The 21,173-nt window shown below is 44.8% G+C and carries 24 protein-coding genes; all 24 read right to left on the minus strand.

The features are described 5' to 3' along the window. Positions 1 to 3 precede the first annotated feature (3 nt). Complete coding sequence (locus QVE09_RS07445; protein ID WP_017689162.1) at positions 4 to 501, minus strand: chemotaxis protein CheD; 498 nt, start codon at positions 499 to 501, stop codon at positions 4 to 6. Then, the gene (locus QVE09_RS07450; RefSeq protein ID WP_091034987.1) at positions 494 to 1,114 is read right to left on the minus strand and encodes a chemotaxis protein CheC; all 621 of its coding nucleotides are present in this window, start codon (positions 1,112 to 1,114) and stop codon (positions 494 to 496) included. The genes QVE09_RS07445 and QVE09_RS07450 overlap by 8 nt, the downstream gene beginning before the upstream one ends. A 10-nt stretch (positions 1,115 to 1,124) precedes the next feature. Then, a complete protein-coding gene (locus QVE09_RS07455; protein ID WP_145318865.1) occupies positions 1,125 to 1,586 on the minus strand; it encodes a chemotaxis protein CheW in 462 nt (153 codons plus the stop codon). Between the two features lie 41 nt (positions 1,587 to 1,627). Beyond that, entirely contained in the window at positions 1,628 to 3,700 is a 2,073-nt protein-coding gene (locus QVE09_RS07460; RefSeq protein ID WP_315936320.1) for a chemotaxis protein CheW, read from the minus strand. Positions 3,701 to 3,732: 32 nt separating this feature from the next. Continuing rightward, positions 3,733 to 5,175, minus strand: a complete 1,443-nt coding sequence (locus QVE09_RS07465) for a chemotaxis protein CheB (RefSeq protein WP_315936321.1) — start codon at positions 5,173 to 5,175, stop codon at positions 3,733 to 3,735. A gap of 32 nt (positions 5,176 to 5,207) precedes the next feature. Next, entirely contained in the window at positions 5,208 to 6,095 is an 888-nt protein-coding gene (locus tag QVE09_RS07470; protein ID WP_315936322.1) for a MinD/ParA family protein, read from the minus strand. After that, on the minus strand, positions 6,092 to 7,444 hold the full coding sequence (gene flhF, locus QVE09_RS07475; protein WP_315936323.1) for a flagellar biosynthesis GTPase FlhF: 1,353 nt from the start codon (positions 7,442 to 7,444) through the stop codon (positions 6,092 to 6,094). The genes QVE09_RS07470 and flhF overlap by 4 nt, the downstream gene beginning before the upstream one ends. After that, positions 7,441 to 9,474: a flagellar biosynthesis protein FlhA gene (gene flhA, locus QVE09_RS07480; protein WP_133384326.1), complete on the minus strand. Its 2,034-nt coding sequence runs from the start codon at positions 9,472 to 9,474 to the stop codon at positions 7,441 to 7,443. The genes flhF and flhA overlap by 4 nt, the downstream gene beginning before the upstream one ends. A 25-nt stretch (positions 9,475 to 9,499) precedes the next feature. Then, entirely contained in the window at positions 9,500 to 10,582 is a 1,083-nt protein-coding gene (gene flhB, locus QVE09_RS07485; RefSeq protein ID WP_206105731.1) for a flagellar biosynthesis protein FlhB, read from the minus strand. 23 nt (positions 10,583 to 10,605) lie between these two features. Then, positions 10,606 to 11,394, minus strand: coding sequence for a flagellar biosynthetic protein FliR (fliR, locus tag QVE09_RS07490; protein WP_315936324.1), 789 nt, complete (start codon positions 11,392 to 11,394; stop codon positions 10,606 to 10,608). A gap of 10 nt (positions 11,395 to 11,404) precedes the next feature. Further along, positions 11,405 to 11,674, minus strand: coding sequence for a flagellar biosynthesis protein FliQ (gene fliQ, locus QVE09_RS07495; protein WP_047842485.1), 270 nt, complete (start codon positions 11,672 to 11,674; stop codon positions 11,405 to 11,407). Between the two features lie 25 nt (positions 11,675 to 11,699). Then, positions 11,700 to 12,455 carry a flagellar type III secretion system pore protein FliP gene (gene fliP / locus QVE09_RS07500; RefSeq protein ID WP_315936325.1) on the minus strand — a complete coding sequence of 252 codons (756 nt, stop codon included), beginning with the start codon at positions 12,453 to 12,455 and terminating at the stop codon, positions 11,700 to 11,702. Continuing rightward, positions 12,452 to 12,988, minus strand: a complete 537-nt coding sequence (locus tag QVE09_RS07505) for a flagellar biosynthetic protein FliO (protein ID WP_315936879.1) — start codon at positions 12,986 to 12,988, stop codon at positions 12,452 to 12,454. Before QVE09_RS07505 ends, fliP begins: the two co-directional genes overlap by 4 nt. A gap of 11 nt (positions 12,989 to 12,999) precedes the next feature. Next, positions 13,000 to 13,365: a response regulator gene (locus QVE09_RS07510; RefSeq protein WP_017689175.1), complete on the minus strand. Its 366-nt coding sequence runs from the start codon at positions 13,363 to 13,365 to the stop codon at positions 13,000 to 13,002. A gap of 28 nt (positions 13,366 to 13,393) precedes the next feature. Next, the gene (fliY, locus tag QVE09_RS07515) at positions 13,394 to 14,668 is read right to left on the minus strand and encodes a flagellar motor switch phosphatase FliY (RefSeq protein ID WP_091031895.1); all 1,275 of its coding nucleotides are present in this window, start codon (positions 14,666 to 14,668) and stop codon (positions 13,394 to 13,396) included. Then, on the minus strand, positions 14,658 to 15,656 hold the full coding sequence (gene fliM / locus QVE09_RS07520; protein WP_017689177.1) for a flagellar motor switch protein FliM: 999 nt from the start codon (positions 15,654 to 15,656) through the stop codon (positions 14,658 to 14,660). The genes fliY and fliM overlap by 11 nt, the downstream gene beginning before the upstream one ends. A gap of 39 nt (positions 15,657 to 15,695) precedes the next feature. Further along, positions 15,696 to 16,157, minus strand: coding sequence for a flagellar basal body-associated FliL family protein (locus tag QVE09_RS07525; RefSeq protein WP_315936326.1), 462 nt, complete (start codon positions 16,155 to 16,157; stop codon positions 15,696 to 15,698). After that, complete coding sequence (locus tag QVE09_RS07530) at positions 16,157 to 16,378, minus strand: flagellar FlbD family protein (RefSeq protein ID WP_017689179.1); 222 nt, start codon at positions 16,376 to 16,378, stop codon at positions 16,157 to 16,159. Before QVE09_RS07530 ends, QVE09_RS07525 begins: the two co-directional genes overlap by 1 nt. 68 nt (positions 16,379 to 16,446) lie before the next feature. Continuing rightward, complete coding sequence (gene flgG, locus QVE09_RS07535) at positions 16,447 to 17,262, minus strand: flagellar basal body rod protein FlgG (protein WP_315936327.1); 816 nt, start codon at positions 17,260 to 17,262, stop codon at positions 16,447 to 16,449. An 81-nt stretch (positions 17,263 to 17,343) separates the two neighbouring features. Further along, positions 17,344 to 17,673, minus strand: coding sequence for a TIGR02530 family flagellar biosynthesis protein (locus QVE09_RS07540; protein WP_397387027.1), 330 nt, complete (start codon positions 17,671 to 17,673; stop codon positions 17,344 to 17,346). A 50-nt stretch (positions 17,674 to 17,723) separates the two neighbouring features. After that, entirely contained in the window at positions 17,724 to 18,281 is a 558-nt protein-coding gene (locus QVE09_RS07545; RefSeq protein ID WP_315936329.1) for a flagellar hook capping FlgD N-terminal domain-containing protein, read from the minus strand. Positions 18,282 to 18,300: 19 nt separating this feature from the next. After that, positions 18,301 to 19,689: a flagellar hook-length control protein FliK gene (locus QVE09_RS07550; protein ID WP_315936330.1), complete on the minus strand. Its 1,389-nt coding sequence runs from the start codon at positions 19,687 to 19,689 to the stop codon at positions 18,301 to 18,303. Between the two features lie 39 nt (positions 19,690 to 19,728). After that, positions 19,729 to 20,670 (minus strand): MotE family protein, encoded by a 942-nt coding sequence (locus QVE09_RS07555; RefSeq protein WP_315936331.1) that lies wholly within the window; start codon positions 20,668 to 20,670, stop codon positions 19,729 to 19,731. Between the two features lie 43 nt (positions 20,671 to 20,713). Further along, complete coding sequence (gene fliJ, locus QVE09_RS07560; protein WP_315936332.1) at positions 20,714 to 21,166, minus strand: flagellar export protein FliJ; 453 nt, start codon at positions 21,164 to 21,166, stop codon at positions 20,714 to 20,716. Positions 21,167 to 21,173: the final 7 nt, after the last annotated feature.

The following is a 21,173-nucleotide window of genomic DNA, read 5'->3' on the forward strand; positions in this document are numbered from 1 at the left end:
GTCTTATAGTTCCTTTACACCCATTTGGACACTTCGAATAGTCAAAAGCCCAGTTTCACAATCCATCTCAATCGTTCGTCCATAATTCCCACCCGTATCTTCTGCTAGAAGAGGGATATTGAGTTTTTGAAGCCACTCTCGACAAGAATCTGCATTCCGTGGTCCAATGCGCATGGTATCCCCAGCGCCAGCAAAGGCAAACATCTGAGAGCCTCCGGCCATTTTAGAAACAATACGTGAGTGAGAAGCGCCTAGTTTTATCATCTTTTCCAAAAGCTCAGGCAACGCCGTATCCGCATATTTTGCAGTGTTCAGTTTCCCTTCACGGGCGATCTCTGAAGTAGGAAGCATGACATGCGCCATTCCAGCCAGCTTCAAATGTGGGTCATACATTGTTAATCCCACACACGAACCCAAGCCAGTCGTACGGATTACACCAGGAAGATGAGCGATGTTTAAATCCGCCATACCGACTTTAACGACGCTTTTGTCCTCAATCATGGCTCAGTGGCACCCCTAGCGATTCAAATATCTTTGCAAAGGATGGCGGATCCGGAATGAGGAAAAACTGACCCTCAACTTGATCTTCACCTTCAAAGAAAGATGTGTCAATCAATAATGCAGCGTCACCCATCTCGCCAAATTGCAGCAAGCCATAGCTTAGAATAGCACCCGCCATGTCGATGGCAAGTCCAGGAACAGTTGGATACATAGACAACTTCGTGAAATCCGCCAAAGAAGAAAGATAGGATCCAGCCAAAATATTTCCAATCTCGGAAAGCGCTGATTGTTCCATATCTGTAAAAGCAAGTCCTTCTTTCAGATCAAACCCGGCAAGTCTATTCAACAACATTTTAGCAGCCTCGGGTGTCATCATAAAGAAAAGATTTCCTGGTGCTTCCCCTTCTACACGAAGAAACACGGTAACCACGATGCGTTCATCTCCGCCCACTTTTTCGGCAACTTCTTCAAAAGGGAGCATTTGTACTGTAGGTACACCCATGTCAATCGGTCTGTTGAGGAGTTGAGACAACGCCGTTGCGGCGTTGCCTGCTCCAATGTTACCGACCTCTTTGAGCACATCCATCTGGAATACCTCAAATCGGTTGAACATCTCCACGGTACTAGCCCTCAACACTTTCCAGCTGTACAATCTCGCTTTTATTTAATACTTCATTCAAGTTAAGCATAATCAGCAAGCGTGAATCCTCCAATTTAGCAACACCTCGCAGGTATCTCGCTTTGACGCCGCCAACCACTTCTGGCGGGCTATCGATCGCACTGCTCTTGATATCAATAACATCATTAGCAGAATCTACGATAAAGCCAACTTGCATGTCGTCTACACCTACGATAACAATACGAGTCTGATCTGTGTACTCCGATTCCGGAAGGGAGAAACGACCGCGTAGATCAATAACCGGAATTACGACACCGCGTAGATTAATAACTCCTTTTACAAAGGAAAGTGTCTTGGGAACACGGGTAATTGGCATCATGCGCTCAATCGTCTGAACCTTGTCTACCTCAATACCATACTCTTCGGAACCCAATTTAAAGACGATGACTTTCAACTCTTCTTCCATGTAAAAAACCTCCCTATTAAATGTAAGACTTAGCTCTATGCTTATTTAATAAATGCATTAGGATCAAGAATCAGGGCTACTTGTCCATCTCCGAGAATGGTTGCTCCAGAGATTCCTTCAATAGCAGGAAGATAGGTTCCCATTGATTTGAGAACAATCTCACTTTGTCCAATAAACTCTTCGACAGCTACGGCTGCAAGACGGTCGCCTTTGCGAATCACGACAATTTCTGTCTCCTGCTCATCAGCGTCATTGAAATCCGGTACGGAGAAAACTTCGCTCAAGGACAAGTACGGAATCAGTGACTCACGGAACGTTATCATTTTATTACCGTGAATATTACGAACTTGCTCACGTTGTACAATGGCCGTCTCTACAATGGAGGATAACGGAACAGCGTATTTCTCTGAACCAAGTCGTACAAGCATTGCAGCAATAATGGATAGAGTCAACGGAAGCTGAACAGAGAAGTTCGTGCCTTTGCCTGGAGTTGAATGAATCGTTACATTACCGCCAAGCGAAGTGATCTTCGATTTTACTACATCCAAGCCAACGCCCCGGCCAGAGATATCCGAGATAATATCAGCAGTACTAAAACCAGGTGCGAACAACAGTTGATTCACTTCATCGTCACTCATCTTGGCACCTTGTTCTTCGGTTACAACACCACGTTTGATTGCGGTTTTCAAAAGCTTGTCGCGATAGATACCCTTACCATCATCTTCAATCTCGATAAATACGTGATTTCCACTGTGGAAGGCACGCAGGTTTACTGTACCCATCTCTGGTTTACCTGCAGCTACACGCTCTGCAATGGATTCCACACCATGGTCAACCGCGTTACGCAGTAAATGCACAAGCGGATCACCAATCTCATCAATTACCGTACGGTCCAGTTCCGTCTCAGCACCTGTAATGACCAGATCGATTTTTTTATCAAGTGTCTTAGCCAGATCACGGATCATACGCGGGAATCGGTTAAATACGGTATCTACCGGAACCATCCGCAATTTCAGTACAATATTTTGCAAATCTGTGCTAACTCGACTTAAATGTGCTACTGTATCGGATAAATCATTGTTGCCTGTCTCACTGGCCAGTTGCTCCAGACGTGAACGGTCAATCAACAATTCACTGAACAGGTTCATCAATACATCGAGACGTTCAATATCCACACGAATGGTACGTGAAGGTGCAGCAGCTTGCTTCGGTGCAGCTGTTTTAGCTGGTGCCGTCGTGGCTTCTTCTTTGGCTACAGAATTCTTATCCGGCGAAGCAACCTCAGCTACATCTGTTGGTGCGGGTGGCGCTTCAACTGTAGCTGCTACCTGATTGGCCATCTGCTGAAGAGTCTCCTGATCCAGTTGAATGAGCTTCGCACTTTCAATTTCAGAGATACTCATGATGCCTTCTTCCAGTTCGTGCGCCTCTTTAGTTGTTATGTAATACAACGAGAAACTGCGCTCAAACTTCTCCTGCTCAATATCCTGAACGGATGGGTAAGCCTTAACGACTTCACCTGAACGTTCCAGCATATCAAAGACCATATAAGCCCGTACACCTTTTAACTGGCTATGCTCGCTAACAAGCACATCCACGTAGAACACACGATGACCTTCGGCGATCGACTGATCCAGCACTGAATATTGGAATTCATCCAGCTCGACAGCCGAAGAGATTGAAGCGTTACCCGGCTTGTTTGTTTCCGTAGCAGGTCCATCTCCGCTTGTCATTTCACCATTTTCAATAGCCTGAAGTGAAGCTACGATTGACGACACATCTGCTTTACCTTGTCCACCTTCGGTAATATCCTGAACCATGGTTTCCAAAGCGTCCAGACTCTTGAACATGGTATCAAAAATGTAATCCTTCATTTTCAACTTCTCATTACGAACCAGATCCAACACATTTTCCATTTTATGTGTCAGTGATGCCAAATCTTCAAAGCCCATTGTTGCTGCCATACCCTTCAAGGTATGAGCAGAGCGGAATATAACCTGAACTATGCCCAGGTCTTCCGGATTGCCTTCAAGTTGAAGCATGTTTTCGTTAAGCGATTGCAGATGATCATTAGACTCATCAATAAACATGGATAAATATTGGTTCATGTCCATTGTGAGGCACCTCCTTCGTGAGTTACACTCCGTTATTTCACTGCTTGAACAAGTTTAGAAGCAATCTCCTGCAATGGCAGAAGATGACGAACGCATTGCAACTCTACAGCAGAACGCGGCATACCATATACAACACATGTTTCTTCATTCTCGGCAAAGGTTGATGTAACTCCAGCTTCGTATAATCTCTTCATCATACGTGCTCCATCACTTCCCATTCCCGTCAGCAAAACAAGATGCCTTTGTAAAGATGTAAACGGCAGAAGTGACTCAAACATCGTATCCACTGAAGGTCTATGTCCATTCACTGGTTGATCTTCAGTCAGCTTCACGATAAACTTCCCGTCTGCTGTTTTGTTAACTTTCACATGGAATCCGCCGGGTGCTATATAGGCGGTTCCTTTTTTCAGAACCATACCTTCTTCAGCTTCAACCACATGCAGTGGACTGAACGTATTCAATCGTTGAGCCAGAGAACGTGTGAAATTGGGCGGCATATGCTGCACAATAATGACCGGTGCCGGCAAATCAGCAGGCAACTGCTCGAGCAATGTCTTGAGAGCTCTCGGTCCACCCGTAGAACAACCTATTGCCACAAGCTTGTTGAATGTTCCTTCCAGCCCCACTGCACCTTTGGGGACAGGATTAGGCTTGATTACATCCTTCGCTTTTGCAGAGGCAGAGGTTGCCGCTATTTGATCAGCCGCCACTCTAGCTGCATTTGGTAGTCGAACTTCCTTTTGTGTCTGTAGTGGATTAGCTGACCGCACTGCTTTTTCTGCATTCGTCCCCGAATTACGCCCTACCTTCGGCAATGGCTCCGGTTTATTCTCTACTCGGCCTGGTTTCGGAGGTGATAATGGTTCAATTGGTTTCTTTGATTTAGCCTGAAAGACTTCAGTCCGCTCCCGAAGAGAGCGTTGACTCGTCTGGACAGGTTCGATCGTTTTTTTTACAGGCTCCGCTGGCTCCCTGGCCGGCATTTCTTTCTGCACTGGCTGAGTTGGGGGAGCAACTGCTCCTCGGAACATGTCTCTATTTTTCATGGATAACTCACGATCAGCTTTTCGTTTGATCTCATTCATCGCAGCACGCATGCGCTCAACCAAGGCTTTACCGACTTGAGCAATATCCTGGTCATGTGAAATAGATGGTTTGCGAATGAAGTCAAATGCCCCAGCTTCAAGTGCCATAATGGTTTCTTTCATGCCTTGTTCATTGATACCAGAGAGCATAATCACAGGAACGAAGGATTCCTTCATAATTGATTTTAATGCGTCCAACCCATTCATTTCGGGCATCTCAACGTCCATTGTAATAATATCGGGTTTCAATTCTAGTGATTTTTGAATCGCTTCTCTACCGTTTGATGCCGTTGCCGTGACCTTGAATTCCGGATCCGCTTGGATCAAATCCGTAACAATCTTACGCATAAAAGCGGAATCATCGACAACCAATACTTGATACACCGCCATGTTGTGTCACCCCTGTTTCCTTTATTCAGAAATCATGTTGTCCGTTTAAGCCACTTATTCATAAATCCCCTGATTCCTGTCAAGGTTCCGGATCCCGGAGTTGCAGGTACAGCCAAATAACGAAGAGCAAGTTTCTCTATATCTTTGGAGGCTTTGGCATTGGGATAAGCCAGACTATAGGGCATTTGCCTTTTAACCGCCTTGACTACCTGGGCGTCTTCTGAAATATACCCAAGCAGCGGAATATCCGTCTGCAAAAACCGCCTTGCCACTCCAGCTATTTTATCTGCCACCCGTTCCGCTTCTCGTTCGTCTTCCACCCGGTTAACGATCATCCGAAAGGGCGTAGCATTTTCCTGGCCGTGCATAACTTTGACTAAAGCATAAGCATCGGTTATTGAAGTCGGTTCAGGTGTGGTTATAATCAGGCATTCATCGGCAGCACCGATGAACTTCATATTCTCTCTGGAGAGTCCTGCCCCAGTGTCAAAGATGACATAGTCCATTTCCTGGGCAATATCCTCCACTTGACTGGCGAAGAACTCCAGATCACGATCAGACAATGAGAACAACTCTTTCATGCCCGATCCTCCAGCAATGTAAGGCAAGCCACTGGCACCCAGTTGTATGATTTCCCTTATAGATTTTTGTCGGTATAATAGGTGGTAAAGATTATAGGAAGAAGACGTACCCATAAGAACATCAATATTAGCCATTCCAATATCGGCATCAAACACAAGTACCTTTCTCCCCAAAGCCTGCAATGCCAAGGCAAAGTTCAGTGTAAAATTGGATTTACCAACACCTCCCTTACCACTGGCCACAGTAATGATTTTCGAGGATCGAATATCTCGCTCATTGCCTTCCAATTCCAATGGCGCGGTGACCATACTTCGAAGTGCAGCTGCCTGATCCTTCATTGTGACCATTCTCCCAGCAACTGTTTAGACAACGAATCTGCATCCGGCTTCAACAAATCGTCAGGAACATTTTGTCCATTTGCCACATATGCGAGCTTGAGTGGAAAACGGTGCAACAAGTTAAATAGCGGACCGCAGCTCCCAGTCTCATCCATTTTGGTGAAAATCACCTTATCCAGACCATATTTACTGAAATGTTCCGTAATCTGAACCATATCAGCACTTTTGGAAGTCATACTCATGACCAGAAAGGTTTCGCTATTCTCTACAGGAGCAAGCAAGCTTTGCAGTTCCGAAACAAGTAATTCATTTCTGTAATTTCTACCCGCTGTATCCATAAAGATCAAGTCACAATTCTCTAATCGAGAAATGGCACGTTGTGTATCACCGGGCGATTGCACCACCTCAAGTGGAACATTCAGTATAGATGCATATGTTCTAAGCTGTTCTACCGCCGAGATCCGATACGTGTCTGATGTAATGAATCCAACTTTACGCTGTTTTTTGAACATTTGTTCAGCAGCCAATTTTGCAATTGTCGTGGTTTTCCCTACACCGGTTGGTCCAGCTACATAGACGATTCGCGTGGTAGGAAGAATGCCTTCTTCAATACGTTGCTCCAAAAAATGCGTGACCTCAAGCTTCATTACTTGTTCTACATCCTGCTCTTTCAATTCATCCTCAGAGAATTTTGCTTGAATTGAATCAAACCAGGATTCCCATACTTCAGGCCATACATCTTGTTCTGTCAAACGTTCTCGGATCGTATGCAGTTCCTCTGGCACAGGGTCCGCAGAAGTACCTTGCTTTGAAAGCCTGGTCACCATCTGTTTAAGATCCTGCAATTCAGTCATCAACTTATCCTGCTGCAGGTCTGATCCTGTTGGCTTCGTGCCAGTTGTTGAACCCGAAAAATCCGCCCCTTGCGGTCGCGGTTTATGATCGGTGCTCGAAGAACCTGAGCCACTGTCCATGTCTGAACCGATATTCCGCGATTCAAACACAGACGGCGCAGCCGCAGATTTGTCCTGTACACTTTGATCTGCTGTATTCGTTGTAGCCGACTCATCATAAGCCGCAACAAACGAACGAGCTGTTTGCCGATAAGCCTCAGGTACATATGCACGAGGTACTGGTGTGAATTGATTTTGTACTGGCTTTGTTGTTTGCTTGTTTTCTTCCTTATCCACTGCAGCTACAACTTCGATCCGTTTTTTGCGAAACATTCCCATCACACCGCCCACCTTAATCTCTTTGGTCGACAGAATGACGGCATCACTTCCCAGGTCTTTGCGAATTTGAAGCATAGCTTCGGGCATGGTCTCAACAACGTATTGTTTTACTCTCATAAGTTCACCACCCCGATACTTTGAATTTCAACATTCGGCTCCAACTCGCTGTAGGAAAGCACTGGAATGTCCTGCATAGTACGTTCAATAACCTGACGCAGATACATCCGAATGGTTGGAGAAGTTAACACAACAGGTTGTTGACCCGATTGAATCAAACGGTTCACTTGTTCACTCAGCTTCTGATACACACTTTGTGTAGAAACAGGGTCTAGCGCAAGATAGCTGCCTTGATCCGATTGTTGCACACTTTCAGCAATTTTCTTCTCAAGACCAGGTCCAACCGTGATCACTCGAAGTGTTTCACCTTTCTGTGAGAACTGCTGAGTAATCTGACGTGAGAGGGATTGTCTGACGTATTCAGTCAGCACATCAGGATCCTTCGTATACGTACCATAGTCAGCCAGTGTCTCAAAGATCGTAACCATATCCCGAATAGATATTTTCTCACGCAATAACTTGGCAAGCACTTTCTGTACATCACCAATGGAAAGTAGAGAAGGGATCAGTTCATCCACAAGGGCAGAATAGTTCTCTCTAAGATTATCCACAAGTGCTTTTGTCTCTTGTCTTCCAAGTAACTCATGCGCATGCTTCTTAATCAGTTCTGTGAGATGTGTAGCTACAACGGAAGGCGGGTCTACGACTGTATATCCTGCAAGTTCCGCTCTGTCCTTGGTTACTTCATCAATCCAAAGTGCTGGAAGTCCAAAAGCCGGCTCTGTCGTTTCAATACCTGTCACGGACTCCTCATCATAGCCAGGACTCATGGCAAGGTAATGATTCAACAACAGCTCTCCTCCGCCTACCACATTACCCTTGATTTTGATAACATACTCATTGGGTCTGAGCTGGATATTATCTCGAATCCGTATGACCGGAACGACCAACCCCAGTTCAAGAGCACACTGCCTCCGAATCATAATGATCCGATCCAATAAGTCCCCACCCTGCTGATTATCAGCAAGCGGGATTAAACCATAACCAAATTCAAACTCAATAGGGTCCACCTGAAGCAGGTTAATTACACTTTCAGGACTTCTAACCTCTTCAATCTGCTGTTCTTCTTCCAACTGTTCTTCCGCTACTTGTTTCATATTCAGATTATTCTGCATACGCCACGCGGCATATGCCAACACACCTGCTAACGGAAGCGTAGTAATAACATGAATTGGTGTGAAGAAACCGAGCATGGCAATAACGAAAGCTACGATATAAATAAGTATTGGATATGTAAACAGTTGCCCCGTAATATCATCTGCCAAGTTTCCTTCTGATGACGCTCTGGTGACGATCAGTCCTGCTGCTGTGGAAATAAGGAGAGCAGGGATTTGGCTTACCAATCCATCTCCAATGGTCAATACAGAATACGTTGACATTGCATCTGCGAAAGCCATACCATGCACAGTCATACCGATAATAAATCCACCAATGAGATTGATCAGGAGGATGATAATACTTGCAATTGCGTCACCTTTTACGAATTTACTTGCTCCATCCATCGCTCCATAGAAGTCGGCTTCACGTTCAATTTTGGAACGACGCTCACGAGCTTGTTGCTCGTTGATCAGACCCGCATTCAGATCCGCATCAATACTCATTTGTTTACCAGGCATCGCATCGAGGGTGAATCGGGCAGCAACTTCAGCTACACGTTCAGACCCCTTTGTAATAACGATAAACTGAACGACAACGAGGATCAAAAATACGATAAATCCAATCGCAATTTGCCCTCCAGCAATCCAACTACCAAAGGTAGCAACTACGGCTCCGGCATCCCCTTCACCAAGGATTAGCTTGGTTGTCGAAATATTCAGTGCCAGTCGGAATAGTGTAGTGATCAACAGCAAAGCTGGAAAAATAGAAAACTGCAACGCTTCTTTGCTATTCATTGCAACGAGGAGTATCATCAGAGCAATTGAAATATTGACGACCAGCAACAAGTCTAACAGCCAGGTCGGGATCGGAAGAATCATCATCAACACAATGCCAATGATACCCGCAAGGACAGCTATATCTTTAATCTTCAATGAATGTACGGCCTCCGATCCCCTTTTATTTCGTTCTGCCCTTTAGTTTATATACATAAGCCAGCACTTCGGCTACCGCTTGAAACAAATCGGCCGGTATGGCGTCACCAATCTCGGCTCTCTGGAACAATGCCCGTGCTAACGGCTTGTTTTCCATCGTAATAACACCGTTTTCTTTGGCAATTTCCTTAATACGCAAGGCGACATAATCCTGACCTTTGGCAATAATCTGCGGTGCCTCCATCTCGGAACCTTCATACTTTAACGCAACCGCAAAGTGGGTCGGGTTTGTGATGATTACATCCGCATTCGGTACTTCCTGCATCATACGCTGCATAGCCATACGACGCTGGCGTTCCCGAATTTTACCTTTGATCAGCGGATCACCTTCCATTTTCTTATACTCATCCTTAATGTCTTGCTTGGACATACGGATCTTCTTCTCATGGTCATACTTCTGATACATGTAATCAAATATCGCAAGTATCATCAATGCCGCTGCAATCTTGATACCAAGACTTAAAGTGATCGACGCAGCGAAATGTAATATAGCATCCAATGAAAAATGAGAAAGTGAAGCAATATCTGACTGGTAGCCCTTAATTGTACTGTAAACGAGATAACCGATAATCGACATTTTCAAAATGGATTTAGCAAATTCCACTAATGAACGGAGAGAGAAAATATTTTTGAAACCTTTAATTGGGTCCAGTTTCTCAAGTTTTGGCTTCAAACCTTCCCCTACAAGAAGAAAACCAACTTGCATGTAGTTAACGATCAAAGCAACCAGTACCGCACCCAGCAAAACGGGAGCAATCAATAACAAAACTTCAATGCCATAGCGCATCATAAGCGCCATCACATTCTCTCCAGTGATTTCCATACTCAATCGATTGATGAAGATATCTGTGAACAGACGAACTATACGTTCTTTATAGAAATTGCTGAATACCATCATGATCAAAAACGCGAATAGAAGAATGGATGCGCCAGATAGTTCAGCGCTTTTGACAACCTGTCCTTTTTTTCGTGTATCCTGTCTCTTTTTCGGGGTAGCTTTCTCCGTCTTCTCCCCTGAAAACAACTGGAGGTCGAGTTGAAGTTTCATCCGTGTCTTTTCCTCCGTTTCACTCAGCCGGGCCTTTGTCCAATGGTTCCAAGCAATTTTTCCATGGATCTGAACATTACTTCGAACAATTGACTAAATACAAAGGAGAAACTGGGAACCAGCAAAAGCAAAATAGCAACCCCGACGAGTACCTTAAGTGGCATTCCGACAGCAAATACATTAAATTGAGGAGCAGTCTTCGCAAGAAACCCCAATCCCACATCCGTCAAAAACAAGGCAACTACAATCGGTGCAGACATCTGAAAAGCCAGCATAAATGATTCACCTAACGTCCGAACCAAAAATTCAGCAATACTTCCATCTGCCAACCGCAGGAAAAATGCGTTCGATAATGGAATCCACCGGTAACTGTATACGATGGCATCCAGCAGATGATGGTGTCCGTTCATTGTCAGAAACAGCAGCATAGCAAAGGCATACTTGAAGTTACCTGTAAGCGGGGCTGATGCACCTGTCATCGGATCATATACGTTAGCCATAGCGAATCCAATCTGAAGGTCAATAAAGGTACCTGCAGTCTGAACAGCCGTCATCAATAGATAAGCCACAAAACCTAAAAGCAGGCCAATAAGAATCTCTCTGATGATCAATAAAACATAGCTCAGATCGGTGGGTACGGTCTGGTCTACTCCATAAATCAGATAGACAGACAATGTGACAAATGCCGAGATGCCAATTTTAACTGAGGCCGGCACATTTCGAGCCGAAAAAACTGGCGCAGTTACAAAAAATGATGTGATTCGACAAAACATAAGCAGAGCGACAGGGAAACTTTGCAACAATGTCTCCATCTGCTAAAGCCTACCCTATGTATCTGTATAGATTATCGAGAATGTTGAACGTAAAATCGACCAAGATATTTAAGATCCAAGGTCCAAACAAAAGTACTGCCAGAAGTACGGCAACAATTTTGGGCACAAAAGCTAATGTTTGTTCCTGAATTTGAGTTGTCGCTTGAAAAATACTGATTGCAAGTCCTACAACCAGAGCTAGTATAAGCATGGGTGCACTGGCCAGCAATGACGTGTATACCGCTTTCCCGGCCAGACCGATAATAAATTCCGAAGTCATGACCGTCCTCCTTTAACTTTCCGGATCAAGTGTTAAAACTCAGCAACAGTGACTTGACAACCAGATACCACCCGTCCACAAGGACAAAAAGCAGTATTTTGAAAGGTAATGAGATCATGACCGGCGGAAGCATCATCATCCCCATTGCCATGAGTGTACTCGCGACAACAATGTCTATAACCAGAAACGGAATAAAAATCATAAACCCCATCTGGAATGCTGTCTTCAACTCACTGATTACATATGCCGGCACCATAACAGTAATTGGGATATCCTGGTAGGTCTTTGGTTGTTCAGTCTGATTGTACTTCATAAACAGCAACAGATCTTTTTCTCTGGTGTGACTAAACATAAATTTCTTTATCGGGTCCGCTGCTTTTTCAAGTGCCTCGGTTTGTGTAAGGTCTCCCTGAAGATAGGGCTGAAGCGCTACCTGATTTATGGAAGACAACGTCGGCGACATAATGAAAAGTGTCAGAAATAGTGCCAAGCCAACCAAAACCTGATTGGGTGGCATTTGTTGTGTACCCAAAGATGTACGTACAAAACCGAGCACAATCACAATCCGAGTAAAACTGGTCATCAGCACAAGCATTGCTGGTGCAATGCTAAGCACCGTAATTAACAGAATGATGGACAATGAACTCGTGCTTGGTGTCCCTCCGTCACCGTTTCCGATTTGAATATCAATATTCGGAATGGGCTCGGCAAAGGCAACCGTTACAGATGCCAGACTGATAAGTCCTAGCAAGCAACACGCTAACCAAATCTTTTTCTTCATGAATCCCTCGACCGATCTGTAGTATTGTCTTTATCCAGGAGTTTCTCCATCTTCTCTTTACGGTTAGGCATCTGCCGAAGTTTGGATTCAAACATTTCGTGAAAAGAAGTTGTGTCCTCTAGTTCCATTTCCCGCGGCGGTTCATCTTTACGGAAGCGTTTTGCGAGCTTGGCAATGAGAGGCGAAAAACTTCCTTGTTGTGCAGCAGCATCTCGTTCGAAGGAATCTATGATCCTTTGTGCCTCTTCCAGATCCGAAACCTTATCTATCAACTGGATGTCTTCACCTACACCAAGCAGATACACACTCCCACCAATTTCTATAATTTGCAGCGACTTGTTTTGTCCCAGTCCGACCCCGCCAAGGGTACGAATTGTGCCGTGCCGGAACATTTGCTGATTCCGTTTGTTTAAGAACCGGATCAGATAAACAATAAGGACCAGGATGACGGCCAGGACAACAATCACCCATACAAGCTGTAAATAATAATTGGCTCCCGCGCCAGCTGCTTCTGGAAAATCACCCTGAGCCATCATCATGTCTCTTAAACGCCCAGTGTCTTGCTAATCGCTTCGATAACCCGGTCAGATTGGAACGGTTTAACGATAAAGTCTTTAGCACCTGCTTGAATAGCGTCGATTACCATCGCTTGTTGACCCATCGCGGAGCACATAATTACTTTAGCGTTAGCATCAATCTTCTTGATTTCTTTCAAAGCCGCAATGCCATCCATCTCAGGCATCGTAATATCCATTGTGATCAGATCCGGACGAAGCTCTTTAAATTTCTCAATTGCTTGTGAGCCATCCTGTGCCTCACCAACAACCTCATATCCATTTTTGGACAAAATGTCCCGGATCATCATTCTCATAAATGCAGCGTCGTCTACGACTAAAATTCGGTTTGCCATCTTGATTCAAGTCCTCCCTAAATTGTGCTTATTGTAATTTCTGAATTCGGTCCCATTGGCTAACGATATCTATAACACGAACACCAAAGTTTTCGTCAATAACAACAACTTCTCCCTTGGCGATCAGTTTGTTATTCACCAAAATATCGACAGGCTCCCCGGCTAACTTATCCAGTTCGACAATCGAACCCTGTGACAGTTCCAAAATATCTTTAATTTGCTTCTGGGTCCTTCCTAATTCTACGGTGACTTTAAGGGGAATGTCCATCAATAAATTCAAATTGTTTTCGTCTACCTGACCATACGCCCCATTTTGTAAATTGGCGAATTGAACTGGTTGTACGTTAACATTCCTATTTGGCATTCCACCGTAATGTTGAGGTGCACCATAAGGTTGCTGTGGGGGCATGCCATACGGCTGCTGTGGCGGCATTCCTTGCGGCATCCCCATCGGTGCCTGTCCATATCCGTTATAGTCCTGAACAGGCTGCTGAGGAGCCTGTGGGGGCTGTTGGTGTTGAACGGGCGGCTGCTCCGCAACTGGTGGTGGCGTTGCTGGTACAGCTGCTGGCGCAGGTTCAGGTGTTGATGCCACTGGTGCGCTGGCAGTTGACTCCTGAGCGCCTCCAATCAGCATATCTACCATGTTTTTGGCAAAATGCACTGGAAGCAACTGCATCAGATTGGAATCGATCAGATCCCCGATTAACAAACGAAATGAAACTTGGATGAGGGTCTCATCTGCTGGAAGATTACTCACACCCTCTCCACTCTCCAGATTGAGAATATCGATTCCCGGAGGGGAAATATTCACAAAACGATTAAAAATCGTGGACATTGAGGTTGCAGAGGAACCCATCATCTGGTTCATCGCTTCCTGTACCGCACTAATATGGATTTCATTCAGTTCTTCATCGACCGGATTTCCTTCGCCACCCAGCATCAAATCAGCGATGACTTGAGCATCTCTCTTCTTGATAACAAGTGAGTTAATGCCTTCGAATCCATCCACGTAATTCACATGAACGGCAACATGCGGCTTAGGAAAAGCTTCTTCAAACTGCGTTCGACTAATGATAGAAACTTTAGGTGTTGTAATATCTACTTTGAGGCCTAATAGCGTGGATAAGGCTGTTGCCGCGCTACCAAATGTAATGTTACCAATCTCCCCCAAGGCATCCTGCTCCAACTCGGTCAAAAAATCATCAACCGTCTTTTCAGCGGGTTCCGAGCTGTTTATCGATTCCGATTGCCTGAGCAAAGCATCGATTTCTTCTTGGGATAAATAATCCTTACTCGTCAAATTCTTCAACTCCTTCGGTGACAATCTTGTCTATTTGCACAGCCACACGGTCTTTGATTGTCCCCGGACTGCCCATGTATTTCAGTTTGTCACCCACTTTAATGGAAAGTCCCTCATCAACCGGTTTGTTCAACGTAATGACATCACCAACGGACAGACCCAGAAATTCTGCAATTGAAATTCTCGATTCTCCCAATTCCGCAACGATTGGTAACTTGGCTTTGTTCACACGCTCTTTTAGAGCATCATACTCCTCCGGAGCTCTCGTTTTCTTCTCCGAAACAAACCACTGATGAGTTGACAACCGTGACATAATAGGTTCAAGAACGACATGCGGTATACATAGATTGATCATGCCTGTCGTGTCACCAATTTTGGTACTGAGCGAGATCAGAGCAATGGTCTCATTGGGAGATACAATCTGCATAAATTGCGGATTGGTCTCGAGCGCTTCCATCCTCGGGGTAATATCCAACACGGTCTTCCATGCTTCCTGCAAACTTTCAAACGCACGACTGAATATCCGCTCCATGATGGTCGTTTCAATCTCCGTCATCGATGCAATCTTTGTTGGAGCACTCCCGGTTCCACCGAGGAGGCGATCCAACATCGCATATCCCACGTTCGGATGGACTTCCATCACCATTCGTCCCTGTAGTGGCTCCGCTTCAAAAATGTTCAATATCGTCATCTTAGGAATAGAACGGATAAACTCATCATAAGGCAACTGTTCGACCTGAACGACATTGATTTGAACGAACGTCCGCAGTTGGGCTGAAAAATAAGTGGTGAGAAAGCGTGCAAAGTTTTCATGAATACGAGTCAAGCTTCTGATATGGTCTTTGGAAAAACGCACTGCCCGCTTAAAATCGTACGATCTGATTTTCTTCTGAGTTTCTTCCTTCTTCAATTCTTCTGCGTCCATTTCACCAGAAGAAAGGGCTGCTAATAGGGCGTCAATCTCATTTTGTGATAATACATCCACCATGTTCTCACCCCCTTACAGGTCTACAGCGTGTTCTGTTCATTACATTGGTGCTATAACAATGTCTGAAAAACTGGTGCTTTTCAATTTCGGCTCAGGCAATGCCTCATTAATTAGTCCTGTCAGTCTCTCATTGAATTGTTTCATACCCTTAGCCGAGCTCAGTTCCTCAGCCTTGGTGTCTGCAAGTGCCTGAATAATAATGGGCTTCACCGTAATGCTTTTAATTTTTTCAAAATCTTCTTTGGCTGTTTTGTCAGATAACCTGAAAGAAAAACTAACCATAATAATACGATCCGGATCGGCCAGATTCGTTTTAATCTGTGCAAGCTCTGATGATACCTCTACAATTTCATCCGCAGTCATTTTTTTTTCTTCAGTGGCTGCCGCCGTATGTGTGTCGTCCTTAGTCCCATTCGGTCCATTCATAAATACAATCACAACCACCACAATTAGTGTTATTGCAAGCAACATCGTTGCAAGCCAGGGCATCATTTTTTTCATCAGGATTCCTCCGTTTGCTGCACTTTAATAGTGGCTGCCTGGACCCCGATTTCACGGTTGTAATCTTTAATCTTGGAAATAACGTCAGCGGCTTTTTCAAGCACAATCAGTCTCTTTCCAGTTACCAGAGTAATATACGTATCCGGCGTCTCTTCCACAATTTCAACCATCAGCGCATTTAACCACATGGGAGAACCATTTAACCGCGTAACCGAAATCATGCTAAGCCCCCTTGATCAGAGTGGGAGGAGCAAGCTCCCCCACGTTTTAAAAATTCATTAATCAGCTATTAACGTTTCAGGTTAACAACTTCCTGAAGTATTTCATCCGACGTTGTAATGATCCGGGAGTTTGCCTGGAATCCACGCTGAGCAACGATCATCTCAGTAAACTCTCCTGTCAGATCCACATTAGACATTTCGAGCTGTCCAGCAATGATCGCTCCTGTTCCGTCCTCAGCACTGTTCGCTGTCAATGGTTCCAGTGCCCCGTCCGGATTCGCGTTGGCTGTCATACGGTACAGGTTACCGCCGATCTTCTCTAAACCTTCCGGATTGACCACTTTTCCGATACCAAGTTGTGCTCCAGCTTCGATAGTTCCGTCTGCCATGGTCTGGTTAATCGTTCCATCCTGACCAATCGTAAAGGAGACGACATCGTCTGGAATGGTAATATTTCCGCCACCGTTATCCAGAACGAACAATCCATCCGATGTCAGAAGGTTACGCGCAGCATCCACATGGAAATCTCCCGCACGAGTCAGGTAAGGTACTTCCTGATCTTCACTCAAACGTACCAAGAAGAATCCATCACCGTTAATCCGAAGATCTGTTGGATTGTTCGTTGTCATTGGGCTACCTGCCAGATGCAGCGTATCAATTGAACCTACGGATACACCAAGGCCGATTTGTTTCGCATTGACACCACCACTTGCATCGCCAGGGGCAGTTACGCCTGCCGTAGTTTGGCTCATAATATCTTTGAACATAACTCGACTACCTTTGAAGCCAACCGTGTTTACGTTCGCAATATTGTTACCAATTACGTCGAGTTTTGTTTGAAAACCCCGCATCCCGGAAACGCCTGAGTACATTGATTTCAACATTATTAAAAATCCTCCCAGTCTTCATTTGGTTACCGCATCAGTCGGTCAGCGGCATTCCGGCTCCCGAGAAGGGCCAGCCGGTCAAGAAATGATTACGGCACTATCAATTTGAGTGAACACATTATCCTTCATGCTCTCACTATCCATAGCTGTAACCACAGTACGATTTTTGACATTGACGATAAAAGCCATATCTTGCATTAGAATCAATGACTCTTTGGCTCCTTTGGCAGCAGCTTTGTCCAAAGCAGAACCAATCTGTTCCATTTGCTCGGTCTTGAGTTCAATACCACGCTGTTCCAATCGTTTGGCAGCATGATTGCTCAACTTCAGAAGATTATCTTCCAGCACCTTTGCAAAAGGTTTTTCGGGGGTAGCTGATGCTTCTCCCGTTTTGGGTCTTTGAAGCATATTCGGGGTAATCGGGCCTGCATATAATTGTCCAACCGTTATGCGATCACTCATATCGTTTTCCCGCTATCTTCCGTATCAGCCGGTTCAGCGGATGATTCAACTTCCTGGCTCTCGTTCGTTTCAGGGGCTACTCCCTGAACGTTCTGAACCGGAGTCTGACTCTCTTCTGCCTGTTTTGGATAATTTACCTGAATGATCTCATCCAGCTTAATTTCGTCTTTGCCCACTTTTGCGTATTGAACGCTATCTCTTACAATGATGGAATCTACAATACCCTGACGAAGAGTTCCGTTATCCTCTTTATTAGAAGAAAGCCAACTTACCTCCATGCCAATCATGCCGGATACAGCACCAAGTGACTGGTTCAATGTTTTAAGCTGTGTAGAAATATTGACCAGTTGTTCCACTGAGCTGAACTGTGCCATTTGAGCGATAAATTCCTTATCCTCCATCGGCTGCATCGGGTCTTGGTTTTGCAGCTGGGTAATCAGGATTTTTAGAAACTGATCTTTACCTAATTCTTTTGTTGCAGCACTTGTGGTTGCTTTATTAGCTGCCGAATAGTTCGGCCAAGTATTATTCGTTGAAACAATTTCATTAGCCATTTGCTCACCTCATTTCTGTTTAAGCCTTAGCACTGAATGTATCTCTCTGTAATTCATTTCCTTCAACTTGCTCGCTACGCCAGTTACGCAATTCTTCTTGAATCCCTGCTGTAGCTATAGCATCATCCGATTGTTCCTCACGCTCACGCGAACGGCGTTGTTGTTGAGAGTTACTTCCCGACTGACGGCCTCCGTCCTGATACATCTGTGATCCGATTGAACTGTTCTGGGTAACCTCAAGTCGTTCCACCTGAATTCCCTGGGCTTGAAGTGAAGAACGCAGCTGCGTCATTTGTTGTTCAAGCATGTCTTTAGCCATCGTATGCTCAGTCATAAACCGTGCAACCAATTGCCCGTTCTGCAAAGTAATTTGCACATCCAACTTACCTAGATGCTCAGGCCGAAGTGAGATGGTCGCCTCAGAAAATCCTTTTTGCTGTACAATATCCAGCTTGTTAACAACAAACTGTGTCATTTCTTTGGCAAACTGTGATGTTTGCATTACAGGTTCAGCCGGTTTTCCTGCTGTTGTACCTGATGAACGCAAGGACAGCTCTCCTGCAGTAATGATGGTTGAGTGTTCCACTTCTCCACCTGCATTTGAAGCAGATGTTGTCTCAGCCTCATCTTTCACTTGGGTTCCAGAATTCGTCACTGCTGCAACAAGAACTTGTGGTACGACAGAATCCTGTTTGGATGCTTGAAGCAAAGTACTTGGAGCGACTTGTGCAGTCTGATCCTTAACTACAGTCAATGTATCCAGTATGGATTTCAGTTCAGTCCACCCTTTGTTACTAGTTGTATCCACTCCAGCCTCTTGAAGCTGACTTTGCAGAGACTGTAGCAACTGCTTGAATTCCAGAGCATTCTTCGAAACGTTACTCTCTGGATCATTCATTCCGGCTACTAATTGTGTAAGCATATCTTGCAGAACAAAACGTACTGCTGCCGGATGCTGCGACAGTTCAATTGCAGGTACTGCATTTACGCTTTCGGCTCCGGTCGAAGACTCGTCTGAACCTTCTGCATTAGTATCTGAAGGATTACTTAATTGTGTATACATCTGTTGAATCAGAGTTTGCAAACCTGCAAGTAGAGCTGGGTCATTTTCCAAAGCTTCGTCAAGTGAATCCAAGTCCTTGAACAACGAATTCAGTATATCCTTGATTGATGTCGCTTCCCCTTCCTCACTTGTAGCAAAGGAAAACACCAACGGATTGGCAGTTAAGCTTCCAGTAGTGCTTGAACCATCACCTTCTGTAGCTCCTCCGGATAATGACTGTGCAAGAGTTTGGAGAAATTCACCGCTGGCACCTGCAGCTGAACCTTTCGATTGTGCTCCAGTCGTCTGACCTGTTCCCGTTGCTTTTGCAGATGCTGTGGATGCCATTTGATATACAATCGACATTTATTTTCACCTCCTCTCGGTTATACAGTGTAATCAGATCTACTTGTTACCCATTAATCTGTTCAAAATTTTTGCAGTTGCAACCGAATCCTCTGAAGACATGTTCTCAAGCAATTGAGAGCGTGTTGCATCATCTACCGAATTCAGGATGGTCAATGTTTTGTCAGGACTTAACTTATATGTTTCCAATAGTAACTTGGCACCACTTGAAGCAGACATCGAAGCAAATGTTTGACTAAGCTGGTTTTTATCCAGGTTTTTGCTTGTCGTTGTGGATGCAGTTGAAGTTGCTGCGGTTTCTTTCTTCAATCTGGATTGCAGTGCATCCAGTGCCAGATCCCCGGACGGTTTGGCATCCTTCATCATCATGGTGACATCGGCTGCTGTTTTCGGGTCCATCTTTTCAAGCACCTTGGTCCGAGCAGATGACTGCATGGCATTTAACAACAATACCATTTCCTCATTCGTCATATTTTGCAAAATCGGTGCAGCTTTGCTCGGGCTCATGTCAGCATACATTTTAGCCAAATCTTTGATTTGCTTTTGATAATCGGATTCCGTTTCCGGCGTTGCCGCTGCAGTCGTTTCAGCCGCTTTTTCCGCATCATCCAACTTCTTCTGAAGGTCCGTGGCTTTCTTCGCTTCGGTTGTTGTTGCTTCCTGTGCTACCTTGAGTTCTGTTTCTTTGGCAGTTACCTGGGATTTCAGCTTTTCGATTGTGGCTTCAGCACTTTCAACCTGCTGCTCACTCTTCTCCAGCTTCTTTTTCTCCGGATCCAGTACAGGATCAGGTACCCATTCCTTGACTACCGGTATCTTGTTGGCGAATTCGAACAAATTATTACGAATATCTACATTAAATAGCGTAAGTAATACACCTAGTAATACTACGGTGAATACAATCGGGATTGAAATCATGAGAAATTTCTCCCAACCGCCTCCCGACTCTTTTTCCATGTCGCTATCATCTTTAACAGCCATCGTTCATTCCTCCTTCACGAGACAACTTCGCATCCGGCTCACATCAATTCGCGCGTCCGGCTTTGGCAGCGAAGCGTACAGTAGCCATCTCGTCCAGATCGTTCTGTTCCCGGAGGAGCATCTCCTGCTGAAATTTGATTTTGGCCTTGTCTCTCGCTCCAACCCATACTTTTTCGTCAATCATCTTACCGTTGAGAACTGTCTGATTCCGCTGCACATTGACCTGAGCATGTTTAACATCACTGTTTTTGCGTGAAATGCACTCGTCAAGGTGATGTACATAACGCTGCATCTCCTGCAGACTGTTTACAGACGCTGTATTTTCCGTAGCAGATTGGATAATGCCGACCAGATTACTTCTATCATTAAGAAGTTGTATCAGATGTTCTTCCTCCGTCTGAAGTTTACCGATCGCTGTGGATAACATCCACTCTGCCTGTGTTTTTTCATTACTCTTCAGGTCAACAACTTTCTGGAAATGATATCGAAATTTCATCGTTTAC

The sequence above is a fragment of the Paenibacillus sp. ClWae2A genome, from assembly GCF_032452295.1.
Classification (GTDB): domain Bacteria; phylum Bacillota; class Bacilli; order Paenibacillales; family Paenibacillaceae; genus Paenibacillus.

What these genes read in the sequence shown, in the direction of transcription:
- QVE09_RS07445 (WP_017689162.1), bottom strand. Translation starts at nt 501, where the DNA reads ATGATTGAGGACAAAAGCGTCGTTAAAGTCGGTATGGCGGATTTAAAC.
- QVE09_RS07450 (WP_091034987.1), bottom strand. Translation starts at nt 1,114, where the DNA reads ATGTTCAACCGATTTGAGGTATTCCAGATGGATGTGCTCAAAGAGGTC.
- QVE09_RS07455 (WP_145318865.1), bottom strand. Translation starts at nt 1,586, where the DNA reads ATGGAAGAAGAGTTGAAAGTCATCGTCTTTAAATTGGGTTCCGAAGAG.
- QVE09_RS07460 (WP_315936320.1), bottom strand. Translation starts at nt 3,700, where the DNA reads ATGGACATGAACCAATATTTATCCATGTTTATTGATGAGTCTAATGAT.
- QVE09_RS07465 (WP_315936321.1), bottom strand. Translation starts at nt 5,175, where the DNA reads ATGGCGGTGTATCAAGTATTGGTTGTCGATGATTCCGCTTTTATGCGT.
- QVE09_RS07470 (WP_315936322.1), bottom strand. Translation starts at nt 6,095, where the DNA reads ATGAAGGATCAGGCAGCTGCACTTCGAAGTATGGTCACCGCGCCATTG.
- flhF (WP_315936323.1), bottom strand. Translation starts at nt 7,444, where the DNA reads ATGAGAGTAAAACAATACGTTGTTGAGACCATGCCCGAAGCTATGCTT.
- flhB (WP_206105731.1), bottom strand. Translation starts at nt 10,582, where the DNA reads ATGAAACTTCAACTCGACCTCCAGTTGTTTTCAGGGGAGAAGACGGAG.
- fliR (WP_315936324.1), bottom strand. Translation starts at nt 11,394, where the DNA reads ATGGAGACATTGTTGCAAAGTTTCCCTGTCGCTCTGCTTATGTTTTGT.
- fliQ (WP_047842485.1), bottom strand. Translation starts at nt 11,674, where the DNA reads ATGACTTCGGAATTTATTATCGGTCTGGCCGGGAAAGCGGTATACACG.
- fliP (WP_315936325.1), bottom strand. Translation starts at nt 12,455, where the DNA reads ATGAAGAAAAAGATTTGGTTAGCGTGTTGCTTGCTAGGACTTATCAGT.
- QVE09_RS07505 (WP_315936879.1), bottom strand. Translation starts at nt 12,988, where the DNA reads ATGGCTCAGGGTGATTTTCCAGAAGCAGCTGGCGCGGGAGCCAATTAT.
- QVE09_RS07510 (WP_017689175.1), bottom strand. Translation starts at nt 13,365, where the DNA reads ATGGCAAACCGAATTTTAGTCGTAGACGACGCTGCATTTATGAGAATG.
- fliM (WP_017689177.1), bottom strand. Translation starts at nt 15,656, where the DNA reads ATGGTGGATGTATTATCACAAAATGAGATTGACGCCCTATTAGCAGCC.
- QVE09_RS07525 (WP_315936326.1), bottom strand. Translation starts at nt 16,157, where the DNA reads ATGAAAAAAATGATGCCCTGGCTTGCAACGATGTTGCTTGCAATAACA.
- QVE09_RS07530 (WP_017689179.1), bottom strand. Translation starts at nt 16,378, where the DNA reads ATGATTTCGGTTACGCGGTTAAATGGTTCTCCCATGTGGTTAAATGCG.
- flgG (WP_315936327.1), bottom strand. Translation starts at nt 17,262, where the DNA reads ATGTTGAAATCAATGTACTCAGGCGTTTCCGGGATGCGGGGTTTTCAA.
- QVE09_RS07540 (WP_397387027.1), bottom strand. Translation starts at nt 17,673, where the DNA reads ATGCTTCAAAGACCCAAAACGGGAGAAGCATCAGCTACCCCCGAAAAA.
- QVE09_RS07545 (WP_315936329.1), bottom strand. Translation starts at nt 18,281, where the DNA reads ATGGCTAATGAAATTGTTTCAACGAATAATACTTGGCCGAACTATTCG.
- QVE09_RS07550 (WP_315936330.1), bottom strand. Translation starts at nt 19,689, where the DNA reads ATGTCGATTGTATATCAAATGGCATCCACAGCATCTGCAAAAGCAACG.
- QVE09_RS07555 (WP_315936331.1), bottom strand. Translation starts at nt 20,670, where the DNA reads ATGGCTGTTAAAGATGATAGCGACATGGAAAAAGAGTCGGGAGGCGGT.
- fliJ (WP_315936332.1), bottom strand. Translation starts at nt 21,166, where the DNA reads ATGAAATTTCGATATCATTTCCAGAAAGTTGTTGACCTGAAGAGTAAT.